Here is an 18,123-nt window from a genome sequence, read left to right as displayed (position 1 = left end):
ATAGCAGGTAAGTAATGGCTAGAGATTACGGTAAAAGAAGTAAACCAAGAAAAAGCAGCAACACGCCGAAGCAACTCATGCTGGTGTTGGTATCGTTTTGCTGCGGATATTTAAGTTCGCTGGTTTTTAGTATTGAGCAGCTAGGCACCTGGCTGCAGCAGCGCATGACAGCACAACATTCCAAGCCACAGCCCACTTCAACCAAGCAGTTGGCACAATCGCAACTGCCTAAGCCCAAATTCGAGTTTTATACGCTGTTAGCCAAGGAGCAGACAGCAGTTCCGGCAGCTGCGACTGCTTCAGTCCATAGCAATAATCCGGCAGCGGCCCACCCTGCAATTACGGTTAATACAGCTCCAGCTTCTTCTGCAACGAGCACCGCTAAAACACTAGCAAACGCTGCCCAAGTTGCAGTACAAAGCGCGCCAAAACCTGCGATACCGTTACCGTCAATCGCACAAAAAAAAGTTCCTCCTCCTGCGCAGGCTACTGCTGCGCATAAAGAAACTTATTTGGTGCAAATTGCATCGTTTAAAAACAAACAAGACGCTGAGCGGATGAAAGCTGTATTGACTTTAAAAGGTTATGACGTAAATGTGGTATTGGCTGCTACTCCACAGCAAGGCAATTGGTATCGAGTCATGATGGGGCCATTTACTTCGCGAACTTTGGCAGAGCAAGCTCAGGTAGCGATCGCTCGTTCCGAGCGCGTGCATGGAATGATCCGAAAAATGGAGGCATAGTATTTTTTAATGAAAGCATCCGAAACTGAAATGAACACACTCTTTTACGAATTTGAAGTTTCTGGGGCTAAATGCGTCGGATGCGTCAGTAAGATTGATGAAGCATTAAAAGAAAATGCTGAACAATATTTTAAAGAATGCTCGTTTGATCTTCTTACTAAGAAACTGACCATTAAAGCATATTCTCATATCCCTGCAGAGAGCATAGAGAAATTTGTAGTTGCTACTCTCTCTGAAAAAGGTTTTACCGCATCCCTCATTTCAGCCAAACCCGCCCTGACGCCTGTTGAATCCGGGTTTGGCAGGTTTTTCCGTAAGATTTTACGCGCCCATTGGATCTGGGGAAGCATTGGCATCAGTGGCGGCATCATTTTGCTTGCTTTATCGATGCTTGGGATCACATTGCCTTTGGCAGCCATGATTGCTATCGGCGTATTCAGCACGATTCTCACCTTGTTAATGGGAGCTGAATCTTATTGGGACGCTGCTAAAAAATTGTTTAAGACGCGCGCGCTGACTATGGATACGTTGTTTGCGCTCAGCACGCTTACAGTATTGGTGGTGTCTGCCATAGCATTTTTTGTTCCCTGGCTGCCCATGATGTTTGAAGCAGGATTATTAATCTTTGGCTTCAGACACTTGGGTGTTGCCATTGAGGAATCCATCAAGGCTTCGACGGGTGTTGCCGTTAATTTTAAAGACCGCATTCCCAAAACGGTGAGAGTCTTAATTGAAAGTTCAGTAGTCGAGAAACCATTGGCAGCTGTAAAAGCGGGAGATTTGATTTTATTAAAGGCTGGCGAATACATTCCTGTTGATGGAACGAGTGAGGAACAAGAGAGCCTGATTGACGATAGCATTGAAACCGGCGCGTACGTGCCCCGGTTAGTGTCTTTGCAGGAAAATTTGCTTGCTGGCATGCGCCTTGCAGCCAACGCCCCAGACTTGTATTTACGTGCGACATCCACTGCCAACGATTCCAACGTAGCGAAGATGGACGAAGGAGTAGCGCACGCTTTAGCAACAAAAGCACCATTAGAAACGACTGCTACTGCCGTTTTGCAATATTTTATCCCTGCCGTGTTGTTGTTAGCTGTAGTGTCTGCTGCGATCGTCAGCGTCTTTTTTCCGGTTGCCCTTGCCATAAAATGTGCTGTTGCCGTCCTGGTTTCAGCTTGCCCGTGTACAATTGGATTCATTATTCCGCTCTCGATTCGTTTTGGAGTGCGCAAAGCGGCTGAACATGGAGTGGAATTTAAAAGTGCGCTGGCCTTGCAAGAATCTGCCAACATTGATTGTGTGGTATTTGATTTAAATGGCACGTTAACCAAAGGCATGCCTTCCGTGCAGTCGTTTACTATCTTAAAAAATTGCAGTTTAAGCCGTGAGGATTTGCTCGCCTTGTGTTCCGAACTTGAGAAAGATTCATCCCATCCGTTTGGACAAGCCATTCATGAGTTTTCCGAAAAAGAAAAATCAGCGGCAATGCCCGAGATGACGATCGATAAGACCCATCATTCGGGGGTAATGGGAATGTTTGCCAAAACCGAATATATTCTGGGTGATAAAAATCTTATGAAAGATTGTGAAATTGATACGGAAGAATTAGAAGAAATGATTAAGCCGGAATGCGGCGATCATATTGTTTATTTAGCACAAGGCAAACAGTTGGTAGGTTATTTTAGATTAAATGATGACTTGCGCCACGATGCCGTGGAAACCATTGCTTGGATAAAAGATAAACTTAAAAAAGAAGTTTTTATTGCTTCTGGAGCTGCGAGGGCAACGGTGAGCCGTTTTGCCGCACGTTTAAATATTCCGGAGGATAACATTGTTGCCGATTGTAAAACTTCTTCCAATTCACCGGAAAACAGCAAAGTTGCCCTCATCAAGCAGTTGCAAAGTCAGAAAAAGCGCGTCTGTGTGGTTGGCGATGGTGCTAATGATGCATTATTCATCAGCAGCGCAGATGCTTCTTTTGCCGTGCATTCCAAGCACGTTGACACCAATGTAATTGATAAAGCGGGTGCGGACATCAAGAATGGTTCGCTTAAAGGCATTGTCAGCGGTTTGGTTATTTCCGACAAAACCGTAGGGAATATCAAACAAAATTTAATATTTAGTCTGCTTTATAATCTTTTTACCATGGTTTTAGCCAGCGGGTTGCTGCTGGCAGTGGGCATCAGCTTGCACCCCGCCATCGGCGTGGCTTTAATGGTCTTGCAAAGCAGTTTATTGCTGTGGAATGCTTACCGGTTTAAACAGGAAAAATTGCAGCATCTGCAAAATACACATGCATCTTACCCAAGCAGTTACGCGCAATTGCAGAAAATGCTGCCAACAAATGAGAAAGATTTTACGCAAGAAACAGAACCTTCCATGCAACCATCTTTATGGAGCCCTGTTGCCGAGCCTCAGTCTGAAGAAATTAGCGATGTGAGGATGGAAGCAAAAGCCTACATGTAAGAAACTTAAAAGATTTACTGACGCTTTTTTGTTTTGCAGAATGTTAACGTTTTAAATCCGTGACTAGATTGCAGAATTTCTATCCATTTTGTCGGGCATTGTTTCCGAAAATTGTACCTCATCCGAATTTTCCTCTGGGTGAACTTTAAAAAATGCATTTCCCCCTCTCTTTTTTAAAGGACATTCATTCTCTATTGGGTTGGTAGACTGCGCCGGGAGAACAAGAGAAGACCGTGGCTCTTCGCGTTCGGCATTTGTTAGGGCAGACATGACCACATGAGCGGTATTGGGCAAGGGTGGTTTATTTTCAATTACATTTTGAGCCTGGTTTTGCAAATTGTTCTGCTGCAATTTCTCAATGCCTTTTTTTATTCCTACGAACAACAGGGTAAATAAGGTCGGAACAGCGGTTATGGCAAAACCAAGACCTAATCCTATGCCCATACCTGCCAGAGTACCGGCCAGCGGGAAAATGCTGCCGAGAATAGTGCCGATAACTCCCCCTATAGCGGTTGTTGCTGCCATGGTCAGGCTTGTTCCAGCCAGTTTGCTAAGAACAGATTGCCCTTTCATGATTTGTGCAAACCCGGTAAATACCCCGCCTGCAGCAGTCCCTATACAGGCGCCGGCTAACGCTCCAAATCCGGTGCCAAGGCCTGGAAAAATGAATGTTCCAAGCAAAGCGCCAATTCCTGTGCCAATGCTTCCTGCAGCAAGCGAAGTAAGGATTGCGCCAAATAATTGCGAAAGAGGGCTGCCAAATATCATGCGTGCAAGGCCAATGATAAGTAAAGCAACTGCCGCAGCAAAACCTGCCCCGATTGCAGTGCCTACTCCTGGAAGTATGGCGGTGCCTATTGCAGCACCAATAGTACCGGCTGCCGCCAAGCCAGTTAATGCAAGTACGATATGCTTAAGATATTTCCACGCAGAGGGTTTTAAATCATGCTCAACACGTAAACCTTCCTTCAGGAAAAATGTTTCTAAATTAGTTTTTAATGCTTGGTGTGTTAATTCATTTGCAGGCAAAAGACAAATTTTAATTTCTTGCAGGGTAGCTTCTTGGTTTGCGCCAATTGCAATAACTGAATGGATTTCAGCAAAAGCTGTTTCGGTAAGACTTTCCGTATGTTTGTTTTTTAATGAAGTTGCTGTCGATAGATAAGTGCAATTTGTTTTTGCATCATAGGTAATTTGAGTCGATCCGGAAGAAATGACCAGATTGGCACCCGTATCGTATTCATAGGCAGCATCGCCCAGCAAACCTTGCAAGGTGCGGGTGATGGTAAAAGGCCAGCCAATGCGGGATTGCAAGACGAGGCCTAATATGAAATTTTGTTGCCTGGCCTCCGTGACACCCAATTCCTGCAATTCCTTTTGTGCCAATTCTATTGTAATTGGCACTGATTCAGCAGCTTTTTGCAATTCCTTTAAACCATCAGTTATTGCGTAAGAGGCGCCGCGGCCGATCTCCTTTTTATCTTTTTCGCTAAAATCAAAATCAGAGCTTGATAATTCTTGTTGAAATTTTATAGTTTCCGCTGAGGTAAATGCCAGAGCATGGTTCATGAATCTTGCAACGCTAAGTTTCTTTAAATTGGCTTGTTTTTCTATGGGTTCAGAAAGCAAGATCGGTTCTGCAATGATGGAAATCACCGATTTATCGAAAATATGCTCATTGGTTTTCATAATGTAGTGAAATGTTTAATATAAATAAATTATATCTCTTTTTCCTTAAGAAAAGGTTAGCTCGTGTACACTTGTGCATGGTATTAAGTCTTTATTTTCTGCAAAATATAATGATCCGCAATTCTATATATGTAATAGGCGAGAAAAAGTGAGCTGGGATCCGGAGGAATACAAATCTGGAAATTATTTTCAAAAAGAAACCAGCGATGCATTTTGTAAAAATTTTAATATTGTGCCTTACGGAAATATTTTAGACATCGGTTGCGGTGATGGGGCATACAGTCATGCTCTGGCTAATAAATTAAAGCAAGGGCACATTCATGGCATAGATAGTTCCATAGAGATGATTCATCACGCAGTCAAACATTGGACACAAAGTAATTTATCATTTGCCGTGCATGACATTGAAACATTCTATGCTGTAGAAGCATTTGATTTTGCACTTTCTTTTTGGTGTTTACATTGGACGCGGATCGAGTTGTCTTTACCAAATATTTTTTATGCCTTAAAGCCAGGAGGAAAATTCTATGCCATATTTTCGTCTTTCTCCGGCAACAGCATTTCACAAGTTTGGCACGAACTTATGACTAACCGTTACTATCGTGATTTAACGAAGCAGTACGTCAATTCAGATAACTCCTTACAAAATTATTTTTTACGCGTCATCCGCGTCTTGGCAGCTTTACCTTACAAACAAATCAGATTAAATCTGCACAATACTCATACATTATTACCCAGCATTGCTTATTTTAAAAATTTGCTGCTTACCATGCCGTTTATGAAATCTTTTCCCGAAGAAATTATGCAAGAATTGCTGGACGCGATGCTTGGCACGTTTCAAGCCATTTGCAAGCGAAGATATGGCGGGCAATTGTATTATGCAACGCGCCCCATTTTTTTAGAGGCGATTAAATAACGACGATAGGTGGAGCACATGAGTGTGTTTATGGCTTGCAGTGCAAATATCCCGGTTATTGCTGCGCCTGCAAATAAGCCGGCAAGTCCGGGTTTATTGTTGGAATTGCTAGTTGCACAGCACAGCAATTACATGCAGAAGCTTAAAGAGCACGGTGCAATTTTATTCCGTGGTTTTAACTGTAATAATCCGGATGATTTTTCCAACATCATCGAAGCCTGCCGCCTTGGCAAACGCTGCAGCACGAAAGATTATGATTTTCCACGCACTGTGTTGCCGAATGACGTCTATACATCAAGCGATTTGCCACCCGATATTGCACTCCCTTTGCATCATGAGAAACCAAGGACAAAAAATCCACCGAATTACATTTATTTTTGCTGCGTCATTCCCCCAGAGCAGGGGGGGGGCACAATATTTGCCAATGCGGCAGATATTTGGCGCGATATGCCTTTTGCTATTCAGAAAAAATTGCTAAAACATGGTGTTATGTACCAATCTTTTTTTCATGGAGCAACTCTGCAATATCACGCGCTAAGGAAAATCCTGGCTAATAGCGCCCGCAGTTGGCGCGATTATTTTGGTAGCGATAAGGAAAAAATTACAGAAAAATTAAGTCATACTGGGATTGAAACGATTTGGAGTAAGAAGGATAGGGATTTAATAACGCGGCAATATTTGCCTGGGGTATTGCAGCACCCGCTGACCCGGCAAAACGTATGGTTTAACTGTGCAGCTTATTTAAATTATTATTCTAATTTTTTATTCGGGGAATTGAATGCACTTCCTTTGCATCAATATTTGGCAGGTAGGTATTTGATTTTTAGAGATATATTGCCATTAGTTTGTCATTATGGTAATGGTCAAGCTTTTTCATCTTTAGAAATAGAGGAAATCAACCGCATCATCCAACGTCACTCCCATGTATTCAAGTGGCAGAAAGGAGATTTTATGATCGTGGATAACATCACATGGATGCATGGCAAACAGCCGCATCAAGGCAATAGGTTGTTGTATTCATGTATGACTGCTTATTAAGTTTAGGTATTGCAGGGAGTTTTAAGTGGTAAACCATCAAGAAAATGCTGCACAAGCTATAGGCAATGAACCACTTGCCATTATTGGCATGAATTGTCAGTTCCCAGGGATAGGCGCCGATGTTGAAACGGTAGAAGCATTGCATGCCATGCTGATGCAAAAGAAGACTCCAATCAAAGAAGTACCTAAAGAACGTTGGGATATTGAAGCTTACCATGCAAAAGATAGAAAGAAAGCCGATAAAATGGTCAGCCGCAAGGGAGGCTTTCTGGAAAATGTGGCGTTATTTGATGCCGCTTTTTTTAAAATATCTGCCGCAAAAGCCAAACAAATCGATCCACAACAGCGTCTTTTTCTTGAAGTTGCGCTGCGCGCTTTAAACGATGCCAACATCCCCTGCAAATCCCTAAGCGATTCCGCCACTGGCGTTTTTTGTGGAATGTCCACGCATGAATACAGCCAGCTTAATTATAAAGATTGCATTAAATTCAATGCTCATACATCTATAGGCGTTGCAAACAGTGCAGCAGCAGGAAGGCTTTCTCACTTTCTGAATTTGAAAGGGCCAAGCGTGGTCGTAGATACGGCATGTTCTTCATCGTTATCCGCGCTTTATCTTGCATCCACTGCCTTGAGGGCCCGACAATGCTCTATGGCTATTGTCGGAGGAGTGCATCTTGGCTTATGCCCAGAAAGCTGGATTGGGCTGAGCAAGGCGGGTTTGTTGTCCGCTAAAGGCCAGTGCAGCAGTTTTGATGCCGAGGCAGATGGTTATGTGCGCAGCGAAGGATGCGCTGTGGTGGTGGTTAAACGCTTAAACGATGCCTTAAGGGATAATGACAAGATTTATGCAGTGATCAAAAGTATTGTGATGAATCAGGATGGCGGGGGACATAGTTTTGCCGCTCCTAACCTTAAAGCGCAAATTGCTTTGCATGAAGCGGCTCTTAAGGAAGCTTATCTTAAAGCCCGTGATATTGATTACATCGAAGCCAATGGCATCGGCACCGCAGTTGGCGATGCGGTTGAATTCAATGCCATACAGCATATTCATCGCAATCAGCACCCGAATAAGCCGCTTATTATTGGCGCATTGAAAAGCAATCTGGGGCACACGGTTTCTGCAGCGGGCCTTGCTTCATTGCTTAAAGCGCTGTGTGCATTAAAACATGAAACCATCCCGCCCAATCTTCATTACCTGCTGCCAAATGCTGCCATCGGCTTGCAAACTGCTGCGACGCTGCTGCCCGATGAAGCAATACCGTTTACCAGGGAGCCAAATAAAAAAAGATACGTGCAAGTATGCAATTTTAGCGTGACTGGAACCAATGCATGCGTCATTTTAGAAGAAGCCCCCGCGTCTTATCCGAGGCCCTTGCCTATGAAATCCGATCCGTGCAATTGTTTTGTCGTTTCGGCAAACAGCGAGCCTTCATTAAAGCGCATGTTGTCGGATTATGTGTATTTTTTACAACAAACTGCGGCAGATTTTCATGATATTTGCTGTACGCTGCTCAATTGCCGTGATCAATTTAAATATCGCTGTGCCTTTCTGGTGCAAGACAAAGAAGCTGTTATCAAAAAAATTACTGCTAAAGATTATGAGATTTTTAAGGTTAATGTAACAGAAGAACTTGCAACCATAACTTGCGATGCCAGGCAAATCCATGCGGCATTTTTGCAAGGTAAAACCATTCATGTGGATGCGCCGTTTAATAAAATTGATCTTCCCTTGTACCAGTTTGACAGGAAGCCATATTGGCATGAGCCACGCCGCCCTAACGCGCATTCACATTGGTTGGATGAGCTGCAATCGCAAGCGAAAGAAGGGCAGATTGAGATAATCAAGAGCAAATTGACTGCTTCGATACAAACCCTATTAAAAAAAGAAGAATTGGATGTCTTTCAAGATTTGCAAAGCTTAGGGTTAACGTCCGTGCAATTGAGCGCGCTGGATGCAATCTTTCATGAAATGTTCCTGCCGCGATTCAATATCCCTTTTTCCTTAAATCAATCAGCTTCTTATCTGAGCGTGGACAAGCTTGCCCGGCAATTACAGCAATTGCTGGCCCCCCCGCCAGTTCATCGGCAGCCCGTTGTCCATGTTCTTAATGCAGAACCTATTGCCATTATAGGCATGAGCTGCCGTTTGCCCAAGGCGGCTAATATTGCCCAGTTTTTATCCTTGCTGGAACAGGGTGAAAGCGGCATGGATGATATCCCTCTTGAGCGCTGGGATAATGAAAAATTTTACGATCCTGACCCAAATGCGCTGGGCCGTTTGTACGTAAGACAAATGGGTTTGATTGATCATGTTAAACATTTTGATGCCGAATTTTTTAATATCAGTCCGCGCGAAGCCAAATTGATGTCGCCGCAATTGCGCATTTTTATGGAAACCAGTTACCACGCGCTGGAAGATGCCAATCTCTCTTTAGACGCCGTTAAAGACAGCAAAACCGGCGTTTTTGTCGGTGTGGGAACCAATGAATATCCGCGTATCCTTGCTTATCAAGGGGTAACGCTGGAAGAGTTGAATATTTATTTTGCCACTGGAAATGTATTAAATGCTTTAGCAGGCCGGGTTGCGTATGCATTCGACTTTCATGGTCCGATTCAAGCGATCGATACCGCGTGTTCTTCTTCAATGACTGCCATTCATAACGCTTGCCTGAGTTTGCAAGCCGGTGATTGCGATATGGCGCTTGCTGGAGGCGTTAACATTATTTTAAGCCCTGATTCGAACATTACATTATGCAAGGCGAGGATGTTATCGCCGGAAAGTCGCTGCAAAACTTTCAGCGAAGATGCGGATGGCTATGGGCGCAGCGAAGGATGCGGCATCCTTGTTTTAAAGCGTTTAAGCACAGCAATCCGGGATAATGACAACATTCTGGCCGTTATCAAAGGCACTGCTGCAAACAGTGACGGCAAAAGCGGTGGTTTCACCGTACCGAATGGAACCGCTCAGGAAGAGGTAATTCGAAGCGCGCTGGCAAAATCCAGGCTTTTGCCTGGTGATATTGATTTTATTGAAGCACATGGAACAGGCACGCCATTGGCGGACCCGATTGAAGTCAATGCGCTTGGTAAAATTTTTAGCGAGTCGCACAGCGACGAACACCCACTTTACATCAGTTCGGTAAAGACCAATTTGGGCCACTCGGAGAGTGCGTCAGGAGTAACCAGCGTCATTAAAACCGTTTTAAGCCTACAAACCAAACAATTATTTAAGCACCTGAATTTTAAAAAATTAAATCCGCAAATTAATTTGAAACACATGGCTATTCCTTTAGAAACACAAGCATGGCCAAAAGAACAAGGGTTACGCTGTGCGGGGGTTAGTTCTTTTGGGTTCAGTGGTGCCAATGCTCATGTCATCGTGCAAGAAATGCCGGGTAAAATAAAGGAAGGGCGCAGTTTACCGGCCGAATCTTTGCTGGTCATTTCTGCCAAAAGCCGGGACTCGCTGGAATTGATGTTGGCGAGTTATCAAAAATATTTAAGCCAGACCGAGCATGAGTTTGCTGACATTTGTTATACGGCAGCTACCTGCCGCAGCCATTTTTTATTTCGGGTAGCTATCAAGGCGAGTACGGCGCAGGAAGCTGCCGCACAAATTAAACAACAAAATTATTGCATTCATCATGTGCATAAGGAAAAACAAGCGGCATCACTTCCCAATAATCTTGAAGGATTGCAGCGCGCTTATGAAGAAGGCATTAAGATAGATTGGGAAAGCGTTTACCGCTCATTGGCTTGCCGCTTTGCCAAGGTAAATTTGCCATTGTATGAATTTGTGCGTGAAGAACACTGGTTTGGTGCGAAAGATAAAATTAAAGACGGCTTGCTGCCCAAAGACTGGGGTTTTCAAACGCTATGGCAAGAACAAGCCCTGGACAGGCAAAAGCCGCGGGTTGTTGGTAACAACTGGCTTTTTATAGGCCCCGAAACCTGGGTTGCCGACTTTGCCGAACAAGGGATAAACATCATCCTCGAGCAGGATGATGTTCCATTAAATTCACTGGATGGCGTCTTATTTGCCGAAGCTTTGCACGAAGCTCCGTTGCCAGTTGATGCCGCCATTGATTTTCAACAGCAGACGGTTAAAAAATTATTAACTCTGCTTAAAAAATTGCATGCAGCCCAAATCAAACTGCAATTAATTGTATTAACGGTGCACGGTATTCCGGAATTGGCGGTGACTGAGTTTAACGCGAGCAACAGTGCGCTCGTCGGATTTTGTAAAACACTGGTTTTGGAATTACCGCAATTCAACACGATTCTTATCGATGTTGACAAGATGCAGAAGGATGATGTTCGACACGTGATGGATGAAATCCGCCACAATTACGACAATCAATACGAGCATCTCGTGGCTTACCGAAGTGGTCAACGCTTGGTTGCCCGCTTAAAGAGTAAAAAAATAATTGAAATTAAACGGCTACTGGATCGCGACAGCCGCTATCTTATTTCCGGTGGCTGCGGCGGGTTGGGTTTAATTACAGCACAAGCCTTGCTGTCCGCCGGCGCCAGACACGTCATTCTTCTTTCCCGCGATGTGGAAAAAAAGGGATTGCAGGAAACCATTAAAAAAATTCAATATTATTATCCCGGTGCAAGCATTCAAACCATTAGTTTGGATATTACCGATAAGGAAAAATTAGCACAGCTTTTAGCAGAATTGAATCAAGACGGGTTGCTGAAAGGGATTATCCATGCTGCAGGTGCGGCCATTAAAGCTTCGGTTCTCGAACATGACGAGAAAGATGTGGATTATCTGTTTTCGGCAAAAGTAAAAGGCGGATGGTATTTGCATGAGCTTACAAAACATTACGATTTAGATTTTTTTGTAGTTTACTCGTCCATTTCTTCTGTTTTCGGCAGCAATAAAGAATCAGTTTATGGCGCTGCCAATAGTTCTTTAGATGCCCTGATTGCAACACGCCATCTCTTGGGCTTGCCAGGAACTGCGATTCAATGGGGGCCATGGGGTGAAGTCGGCATGGCGCAAAAGCGTTCCCGCGACCCCAGTGTCCGCCATGCATTGATTAACAATCAGCAAGGCCATACCTTCGTTAAAATTTTGATAAATGGCGAATTCAAGCACACCGCCATTATTTCTCCTGATTATCTGAAATTTATGCTGGATTTTGTTCCTAAACCAGAACCGGCCTTTCATAAGCAATTGTCTAATGATTTGACAGCAATTGCATCCTCATTTGTACCGCAAAATTTGTCAGGCTGGTTAGCACAATACGTTGCAATTCCTGCTGCCGGGCATCTTAACGCGTGCAAAGACATGATAAGTGCGATCTGCAAAGACATCCTGGAACTTTCCGAGGCAGGAGAGCTGGACGAAGAGGATGGTTTTTTTGAGTTGGGTTTTGATTCACTGATGATTACGGAACTGGCTGCGGAACTTAAGAAAAAATTGCAGCCTTATCTAAAGGTAACTGTTAGCATCGGTTTTGATTATCCTTCCATTCACAAATTATCGGTTTACATCCAAACAGAACTCGACAAACATTTGCCGCAAATGCAAACACAAATTGCAACTGCAGACCAGCAAGAGGATGCAATTGCTATCATCGGCATGAGTTGCTCACTGCCGAATGCCCCTGACATTGCAGCATTTGAAGCCCTATTGGAGCAAGGATTAAGCGGAATTAAGGATATCCCGCTTACGCGCTGGGATAATGGAAAATATTATGATGCAGACATCGAGGCGCCCGGCAAATCTTATGTAAGTAAAATGGGTTTACTTGAAAACATCAAAGAATTCGATGCGGATTTTTTTGGCATAAGCCCGCGTGAAGCCAAATTGATGGAGCCGCAGCAACGCCTTTTTTTAGAAGGATGTTATCTCGCATTGGAAAATGCAAATTATCCTGCTGAGTCTGTGCGTGGCAGTTTAACCGGTGTATTTGCAGGCGTGGGCCCCAATGAATATTATACCCAACTTGAAAAATCCGGATTTTCCACTGAAGAATTAAGCGCATATTCCATCACGGGAAATGTTTTAAATCTAATTCCAGGGCGCGTTGCTTATACGTTCGATTTAAAAGGTCCATCCCTAAGCGTTGATACCGCGTGTTCCTCTTCCTTGGTCGCCATTCATTATGCTTGCCAGAGTTTGAAAAACCGGGAAATTGATTATGCTCTGGCCGGCGGAGTCAATGTTTTATTACTGCCGGAATCCAATGTTACCTTATGCAAAGCGCGTGCTTTATCTCCAGAAGGTCTTTGTAAAACATTTGATGAGCGGGCGGATGGCTATGTGCGTGCCGAAGGATATGGGGTGTTATTTCTAAAAAGGCTGGCGGATGCACTGCGGGATAAAGACCGGATCTTGGCCGTGATTAAGGCGTCTGCGGTGAATAATGATGGTAAAACAGCAGGTTTGACGGTTCCTAATGGTAAGAGCCAGGAAGCCGTAATGAGAAAGGCATTGCAGCATGCGGGCTTAGCCCAGGATGAAATTTCATTCATTGAGGCGCATGGTACGGGGACGCCATTAGGCGATCCGATTGAAGTGCAGGCAATCAATGAAGTATATGGAAAGCAGCGCTCACCCGATAAACCGTTGTATCTTGGCACCGTCAAAACCAATATTGGCCATCTTGAAAGCGCCGCGGGCGTTGCGGGTGTGATTAAAGCCGTGGTTAGTTTACGCAATAATAAAATTTATAAGCACTTAAATTTCAGCAAATTAAACCCGAACATTCAGCTGCATGAAGCGAGGATCCCTTTACAAACTATCGATTGGGCCTCCGCTTCTAAATGCGCCGCAGTAAACGCTTTCGGCTTTAGTGGCACGAATGCGCATCTTATTTTGCAGGCGGCCCCTGTTGGCAAGCCCCGTAAAAGAGCTGCCGTATCGGCGAAACAACAGGTGCTTTTACTGTCAGCGAAATCGGAAGCTGCTCTGGCAAATTTAAGCAAGCGGTATCAGCTCTTTTTACAAGAAAGCAGCCATGATTTTGCTGATATTTGTTTTACTGCAGCCACTTGCCGTGATCATTACGCTTACCGTTTGGCGCTAATGGCGGAAAATTCACAAACAGCAAGCCAATTACTGGCAGCAGGGAAATTTGCAGCGTCGTATATGGAAAATAACAAACTGGAAATTCCCGATAATCCGGCCCTTGCGGCATTGCTACATGCTTATTTGAAAGGAGATGCCGTTGATTGGTCTTCGTATTACCACACACAAGAAAATGATTTCACGAAAGTATTGCTGCCAAATTATGTATTTCAGCGCACGGAAATTTGGTTGGATAAAAAAGAAGAAATTGCATCAATACCGCAAATACATCCTCTTTTAGGGCAAATGTTATCGTTGCCGCATGATGAATATTTATTTAATCAGCAATTGAATTTGCAACATTTAAATTATATTAAACAACATTGTGTTTTTGATAAGATGATTTTTCCTGCATCAGCCTACATTGAAGCGAGCCTGGCTGCAGCCAGGCGGATTTTTAAACGCAATGCATTTACGCTGGAAAAATTCTTCATCGAACGGCCTTTATATCCAAAAGAAAATCAAGATTTTCAGCTGCAAGTGAAACCCAAGCATGACGGCGGTTATCAAATACATATTTTCGCGCGGCAAGATGGCGCCTGGCAAAATTTTTCCACCCTGGACATAAAGAACCATTTACCTGTTTCTCAGGCTTCAGTGAATATGGATGATTTAAAGGCAAGCTTTGGGACGCCGGTAAATGTACAGGAAATTTATGAGAATTTCAGGCAGCGGTCTTTGTTTTATGGCGAAGAATTTCAGGTTTTACAGCAAGGTTATGTGCACGACAATAAAGTGCTGGCCAAAGTTAGCTTAACTCAACATAGCCAAAATGCCGGTTATTATTATCATCCGGTGGCATTGGATGGTGCCATGCAAAGCATTTTATTATTGGGAATGAATGCCGAGGTAACTACTCCCTATGTTCCTTTTGCATTTACTCGTATGGCGGTTTATCAAGAAGCACCGCGCACGGTTTGGGTTGAGGTAACTAGGCTCAATACAGTGGTCGCCAATGAATTGCATGTCAACTTGAATTTTTATGATAATTCAGGTTTATTGTTAGGCTATATTGAAGAATTAAAATTAAGAGCCGTCACGCGTAATCACTTCATTGCCTATGAATCGCTGCTGCAAAATTTATATCATATCAAGTGGAATCAAATTGAGTTTAATTTTAATCTTAGGGAAAAACTCCCGGAATTTTTGGTTATCAGCAAAGATCGAAAAAAGGCAACTTATCTTTTAGGCGATACAAATCATCAATTCCTCGAAGAATTGGACGAGATTAGCTTACAGGGTAAAAATCTTATATTTTTCTACGAGCAAAGCCAATTTCAGGATTTATTCAACTGCTGTAAAACATTATTCAAATCACCTGCAAACAGTTTTACCTTAATTACTGAACATGCCTATGCGATTCATGCAAGGGATGAAGTTAATCCTTACCACACCATGGCAAGTTCGTTTTGGAAAAGCTTTAGGAATGAGCTTGAACTTACTAAAAATTTTCATATTGATTTAAGTGAAAATTCCGCTTTGCTCCCAGCCCTGCAATACGTGTTTACCAACCATGCCCTGGATGATCAAGTTGCAGTCCGCGATGCTGTTTATGTGCCGCGATTAAAGAAAAAACAGTTGTCTGTTACTCATTCAGTTCCGGCAAAAATATTTGCCGATAATGCTTGTTATCTTCTCGTAGGAGGTACGGGTGGTTTGGGTATGGCGATGATAAACTACCTCATGCAGCGAGGAGTTAAACGCATCATTGTAACCAGTCGCTCCAGTTGTCCTGTTGAATTGCAGGTTTTAATCGAGCGCGCCAGAGAAAAAAATATTTTTATAAAGCACGCACAAGCCGATGTTGCCAACTATCAGGAGATGGAAAAGCTAATTGGGAATCTTAACCAGGCGGGCTCGCTGAAGGGAGTTATTCACTTAGCTGGGATAATTCATGATGGTTTGATCGTCAATCTGGGGGTGCAGCAGCTTGAACAAGTGTTGAGTGCGAAACGGGATGGTGCCTTGATTTTACATCAATTAACAAAGCATTTGGCGCTTGATTTGTTCGTTTTATTTTCATCGACTGCGTCTTTGCTTGGTGCACGCGGGCAAGCGAATTACGCGGCAGCAAACGGCTTTTTGGATGGATTGGTTTACATGCGGCAGCGGCAAGGCTTGCCAGGGTTGGTGATAAACTGGGGGCCATTTGCCCACGTCGGCATGACAGCCAATTTGGTACCGGCCTTGCAAAAACGCGGATTTATTCCTTTGCAGCAAGAGCAAATGGACATCCTGGATGTTTTATTGTCGCAACCCATCGTGCAGATTTCTCCTTGCTTGCTTCATTGGGAGTCTTATTTAAAGCAGACACCGAAGCCAGCCTTTTTTGCGGATGTGGCGCAACATATTCCGGCAGCAACCCCGTATTTTTTAAATGTCTTGCGGACTTTGCCAAAAAAGGACCGTATTAAAATTTTGAGCGAAGCGCTGGAAGAAATTTCCGCCGATGTTTTGGAATTGGAAGACATGAAAAGCCTGACAAAAAAGGATTTATTTGCTTTGGGTTTAGATTCCTTAATGGCAATTGAAATTAGAAACCGCATCCACGATAAACTACAGTGCAAGGGATTGAGCCTTTCCATTGAATATTTCATTAATGAGCCAAACACCGATAAAATCGCCCGCTACATCGCCCATGAACTGGAGCGTTTTATACAAGCGCCAACTCACGAGGTGCAACAAAATACGAATTCAGGTTTGCCAGTATGCGATTTTCAATTTTTGTTCTGGGCTTTTAAAAAATTAAAATATAATTTTAATCTTGGCTTACAAGTGCAATTGCAGGGTAAGCTTAACCCGGATTTCCTAAAACTAGCACTGGAAACAGTCATTAAACGCCACGAAGTGTTCTGGCTTGGCTTTGACGCACAGGTTCCCGTGCAAGCGCTTCAGAAGACTGGAAAATTTCAGTTAATTTTTAAAGATATTTCTTTAAGCCATGTGCCGGATGCTTGCCACAAAGAATTTTACCATAATCTCATGCAGCCGGTTTTATTCAGCAAACCACCTTTAATTAACGTATTTCTCTACAAAATTAATCCTTCTTTGCACGAATTGCAGGTAATCATGCCGCATATTATTGTAGATGATGCATCCTGTGAAATTGTGTTTAATGAGGTAAAAGCGGTGTATGCAGAGCTTGTAGGCGGAAAAGAACCACACTTGCCCGATATGCAAAAAGGGTATTTCGATTACGTACAAGAGAATAACCGCCAGTATGAGGCAAATCTTGCCGAAAAAGTTCATTTCTGGCAGCGCTATAATCAAAATTTCAAAAAATTATATTTCGGGGAACATGCGCATTTAGCGGATGCAACCCGCCAGACAAAAAATTTATTTCATTATCCGCTGCCTCACGAGATGATGGAGAAATTTATTAATTGGCATCAGCACCACAATTTGAATGTGAGCACCGGGTTGATTGCCGCTTGTCAAATTGCTTTCTATAAGCTGAGCGGTCAAAATAATATTCCCATTATTTTAATTCATAGCGGTCGGGAAGGCAGCCAGTACAAATCCGTGCTGGGTTTATTTTCCGAATATAAACGCATCAACATCAGCGTCAAAGACGAGGATACATTTTTAGATTGCATTAAATGCATAGAAAATGAATTGATAAAAGCTGCTCCTTACCAAAAATGCCCGCATCTAATTAAAGATAAGGGGTTGGCAGATTTTCATTTTTCCTTGATGGAATACATAGTTTTTAAATGGCAGCAGGTGCGATGGAAGCATGCTTTTGTAAAAAATAATATCAACGCGACATTAACCGATTACTATTTTAAATACCTAAGCCATTTAAGCGTGGATAAAAAATTTATCAATTTAAAATATAAATTAAACCGGTGGTTTAACTGGAATATCCCTTTGCAAAAGCCGCGCAGTTTACGCACTTTAATTAGCATTACCCCGAGCTTTTTCACCAAGGAAGTAGAGTCTGCGCAATTTGGCGATTTAAATTATACGTTTCCGAACCATTTCAGCTGCGTGGACCGGCCCATAGGAAATGAAACTTTATGGATTTATTTTTCCAAAAGCTTTAAAGGAGAGTATTTGTTTTCAATCAATGCGCCGCTTACCACTGCCTGCAAGGATCAACTCGCGGCTGAATTTAACCAAGTTATTGCAAAATTTTTAAAAAACGAGAGCTTAAGCATAGAAGAATTATTGCATGAATGATG

Annotated in this window: 6 protein-coding genes; 5 read left to right on the top strand and 1 reads right to left on the bottom strand. The window is 43.2% G+C overall.

Going from position 1 to position 18,123, the window contains the following annotated elements; genetic code table 11:
• The first annotated feature begins 14 nt into the window (after positions 1-14).
• Positions 15-743 (top strand): SPOR domain-containing protein, encoded by a 729-nt coding sequence (locus NKV53_RS02040; RefSeq protein ID WP_126954674.1) that lies wholly within the window; start codon positions 15-17, stop codon positions 741-743.
• A 30-nt stretch (positions 744-773) separates the two neighbouring features.
• Entirely contained in the window at positions 774-3,209 is a 2,436-nt protein-coding gene (locus tag NKV53_RS02035) for a cation-translocating P-type ATPase (RefSeq protein WP_253350604.1), read from the top strand.
• A gap of 63 nt (positions 3,210-3,272) precedes the next feature.
• Here NKV53_RS02035 and NKV53_RS02030 read toward each other — a convergent pair whose 3' ends face one another.
• Positions 3,273-4,898 carry an MFS transporter gene (locus NKV53_RS02030; RefSeq protein ID WP_253350603.1) on the bottom strand — a complete coding sequence of 542 codons (1,626 nt, stop codon included), beginning with the start codon at positions 4,896-4,898 and terminating at the stop codon, positions 3,273-3,275.
• A gap of 148 nt (positions 4,899-5,046) precedes the next feature.
• On the opposite strand from NKV53_RS02030, the gene NKV53_RS02025 reads away from it, so the two are divergent.
• The 3 genes from NKV53_RS02025 to NKV53_RS02015 are packed head-to-tail and all read left to right on the top strand — an operon-like array spanning position 5,047 to position 18,121.
• A complete protein-coding gene (locus NKV53_RS02025) occupies positions 5,047-5,814 on the top strand; it encodes a trans-aconitate 2-methyltransferase (protein ID WP_127032392.1) in 768 nt (255 codons plus the stop codon).
• Between the two features lie 18 nt (positions 5,815-5,832).
• A complete protein-coding gene (locus tag NKV53_RS02020) occupies positions 5,833-6,852 on the top strand; it encodes a TauD/TfdA family dioxygenase (protein WP_253350602.1) in 1,020 nt (339 codons plus the stop codon).
• A 25-nt stretch (positions 6,853-6,877) separates the two neighbouring features.
• Positions 6,878-18,121, top strand: a complete 11,244-nt coding sequence (locus NKV53_RS02015) for an SDR family NAD(P)-dependent oxidoreductase (protein ID WP_253350601.1) — start codon at positions 6,878-6,880, stop codon at positions 18,119-18,121.
• Positions 18,122-18,123: the final 2 nt, after the last annotated feature.

This window comes from Legionella sp. 27cVA30 (assembly GCF_024160945.1).
In the GTDB taxonomy this organism is placed as follows: domain Bacteria; phylum Pseudomonadota; class Gammaproteobacteria; order Legionellales; family Legionellaceae; genus Legionella_A; species Legionella_A septentrionalis.
This window is presented reverse-complemented; position numbering and strand designations above follow the sequence as displayed.

Bases quoted from the DNA above. Each gene is read 5' to 3' on its own strand.
- NKV53_RS02040 (WP_126954674.1), top strand. From the start codon at position 15: ATGGCTAGAGATTACGGTAAAAGAAGTAAACCAAGAAAAAGCAGCAAC.
- NKV53_RS02035 (WP_253350604.1), top strand. From the start codon at position 774: ATGAACACACTCTTTTACGAATTTGAAGTTTCTGGGGCTAAATGCGTC.
- NKV53_RS02030 (WP_253350603.1), bottom strand. From the start codon at position 4,898: ATGAAAACCAATGAGCATATTTTCGATAAATCGGTGATTTCCATCATT.
- NKV53_RS02020 (WP_253350602.1), top strand. From the start codon at position 5,833: ATGAGTGTGTTTATGGCTTGCAGTGCAAATATCCCGGTTATTGCTGCG.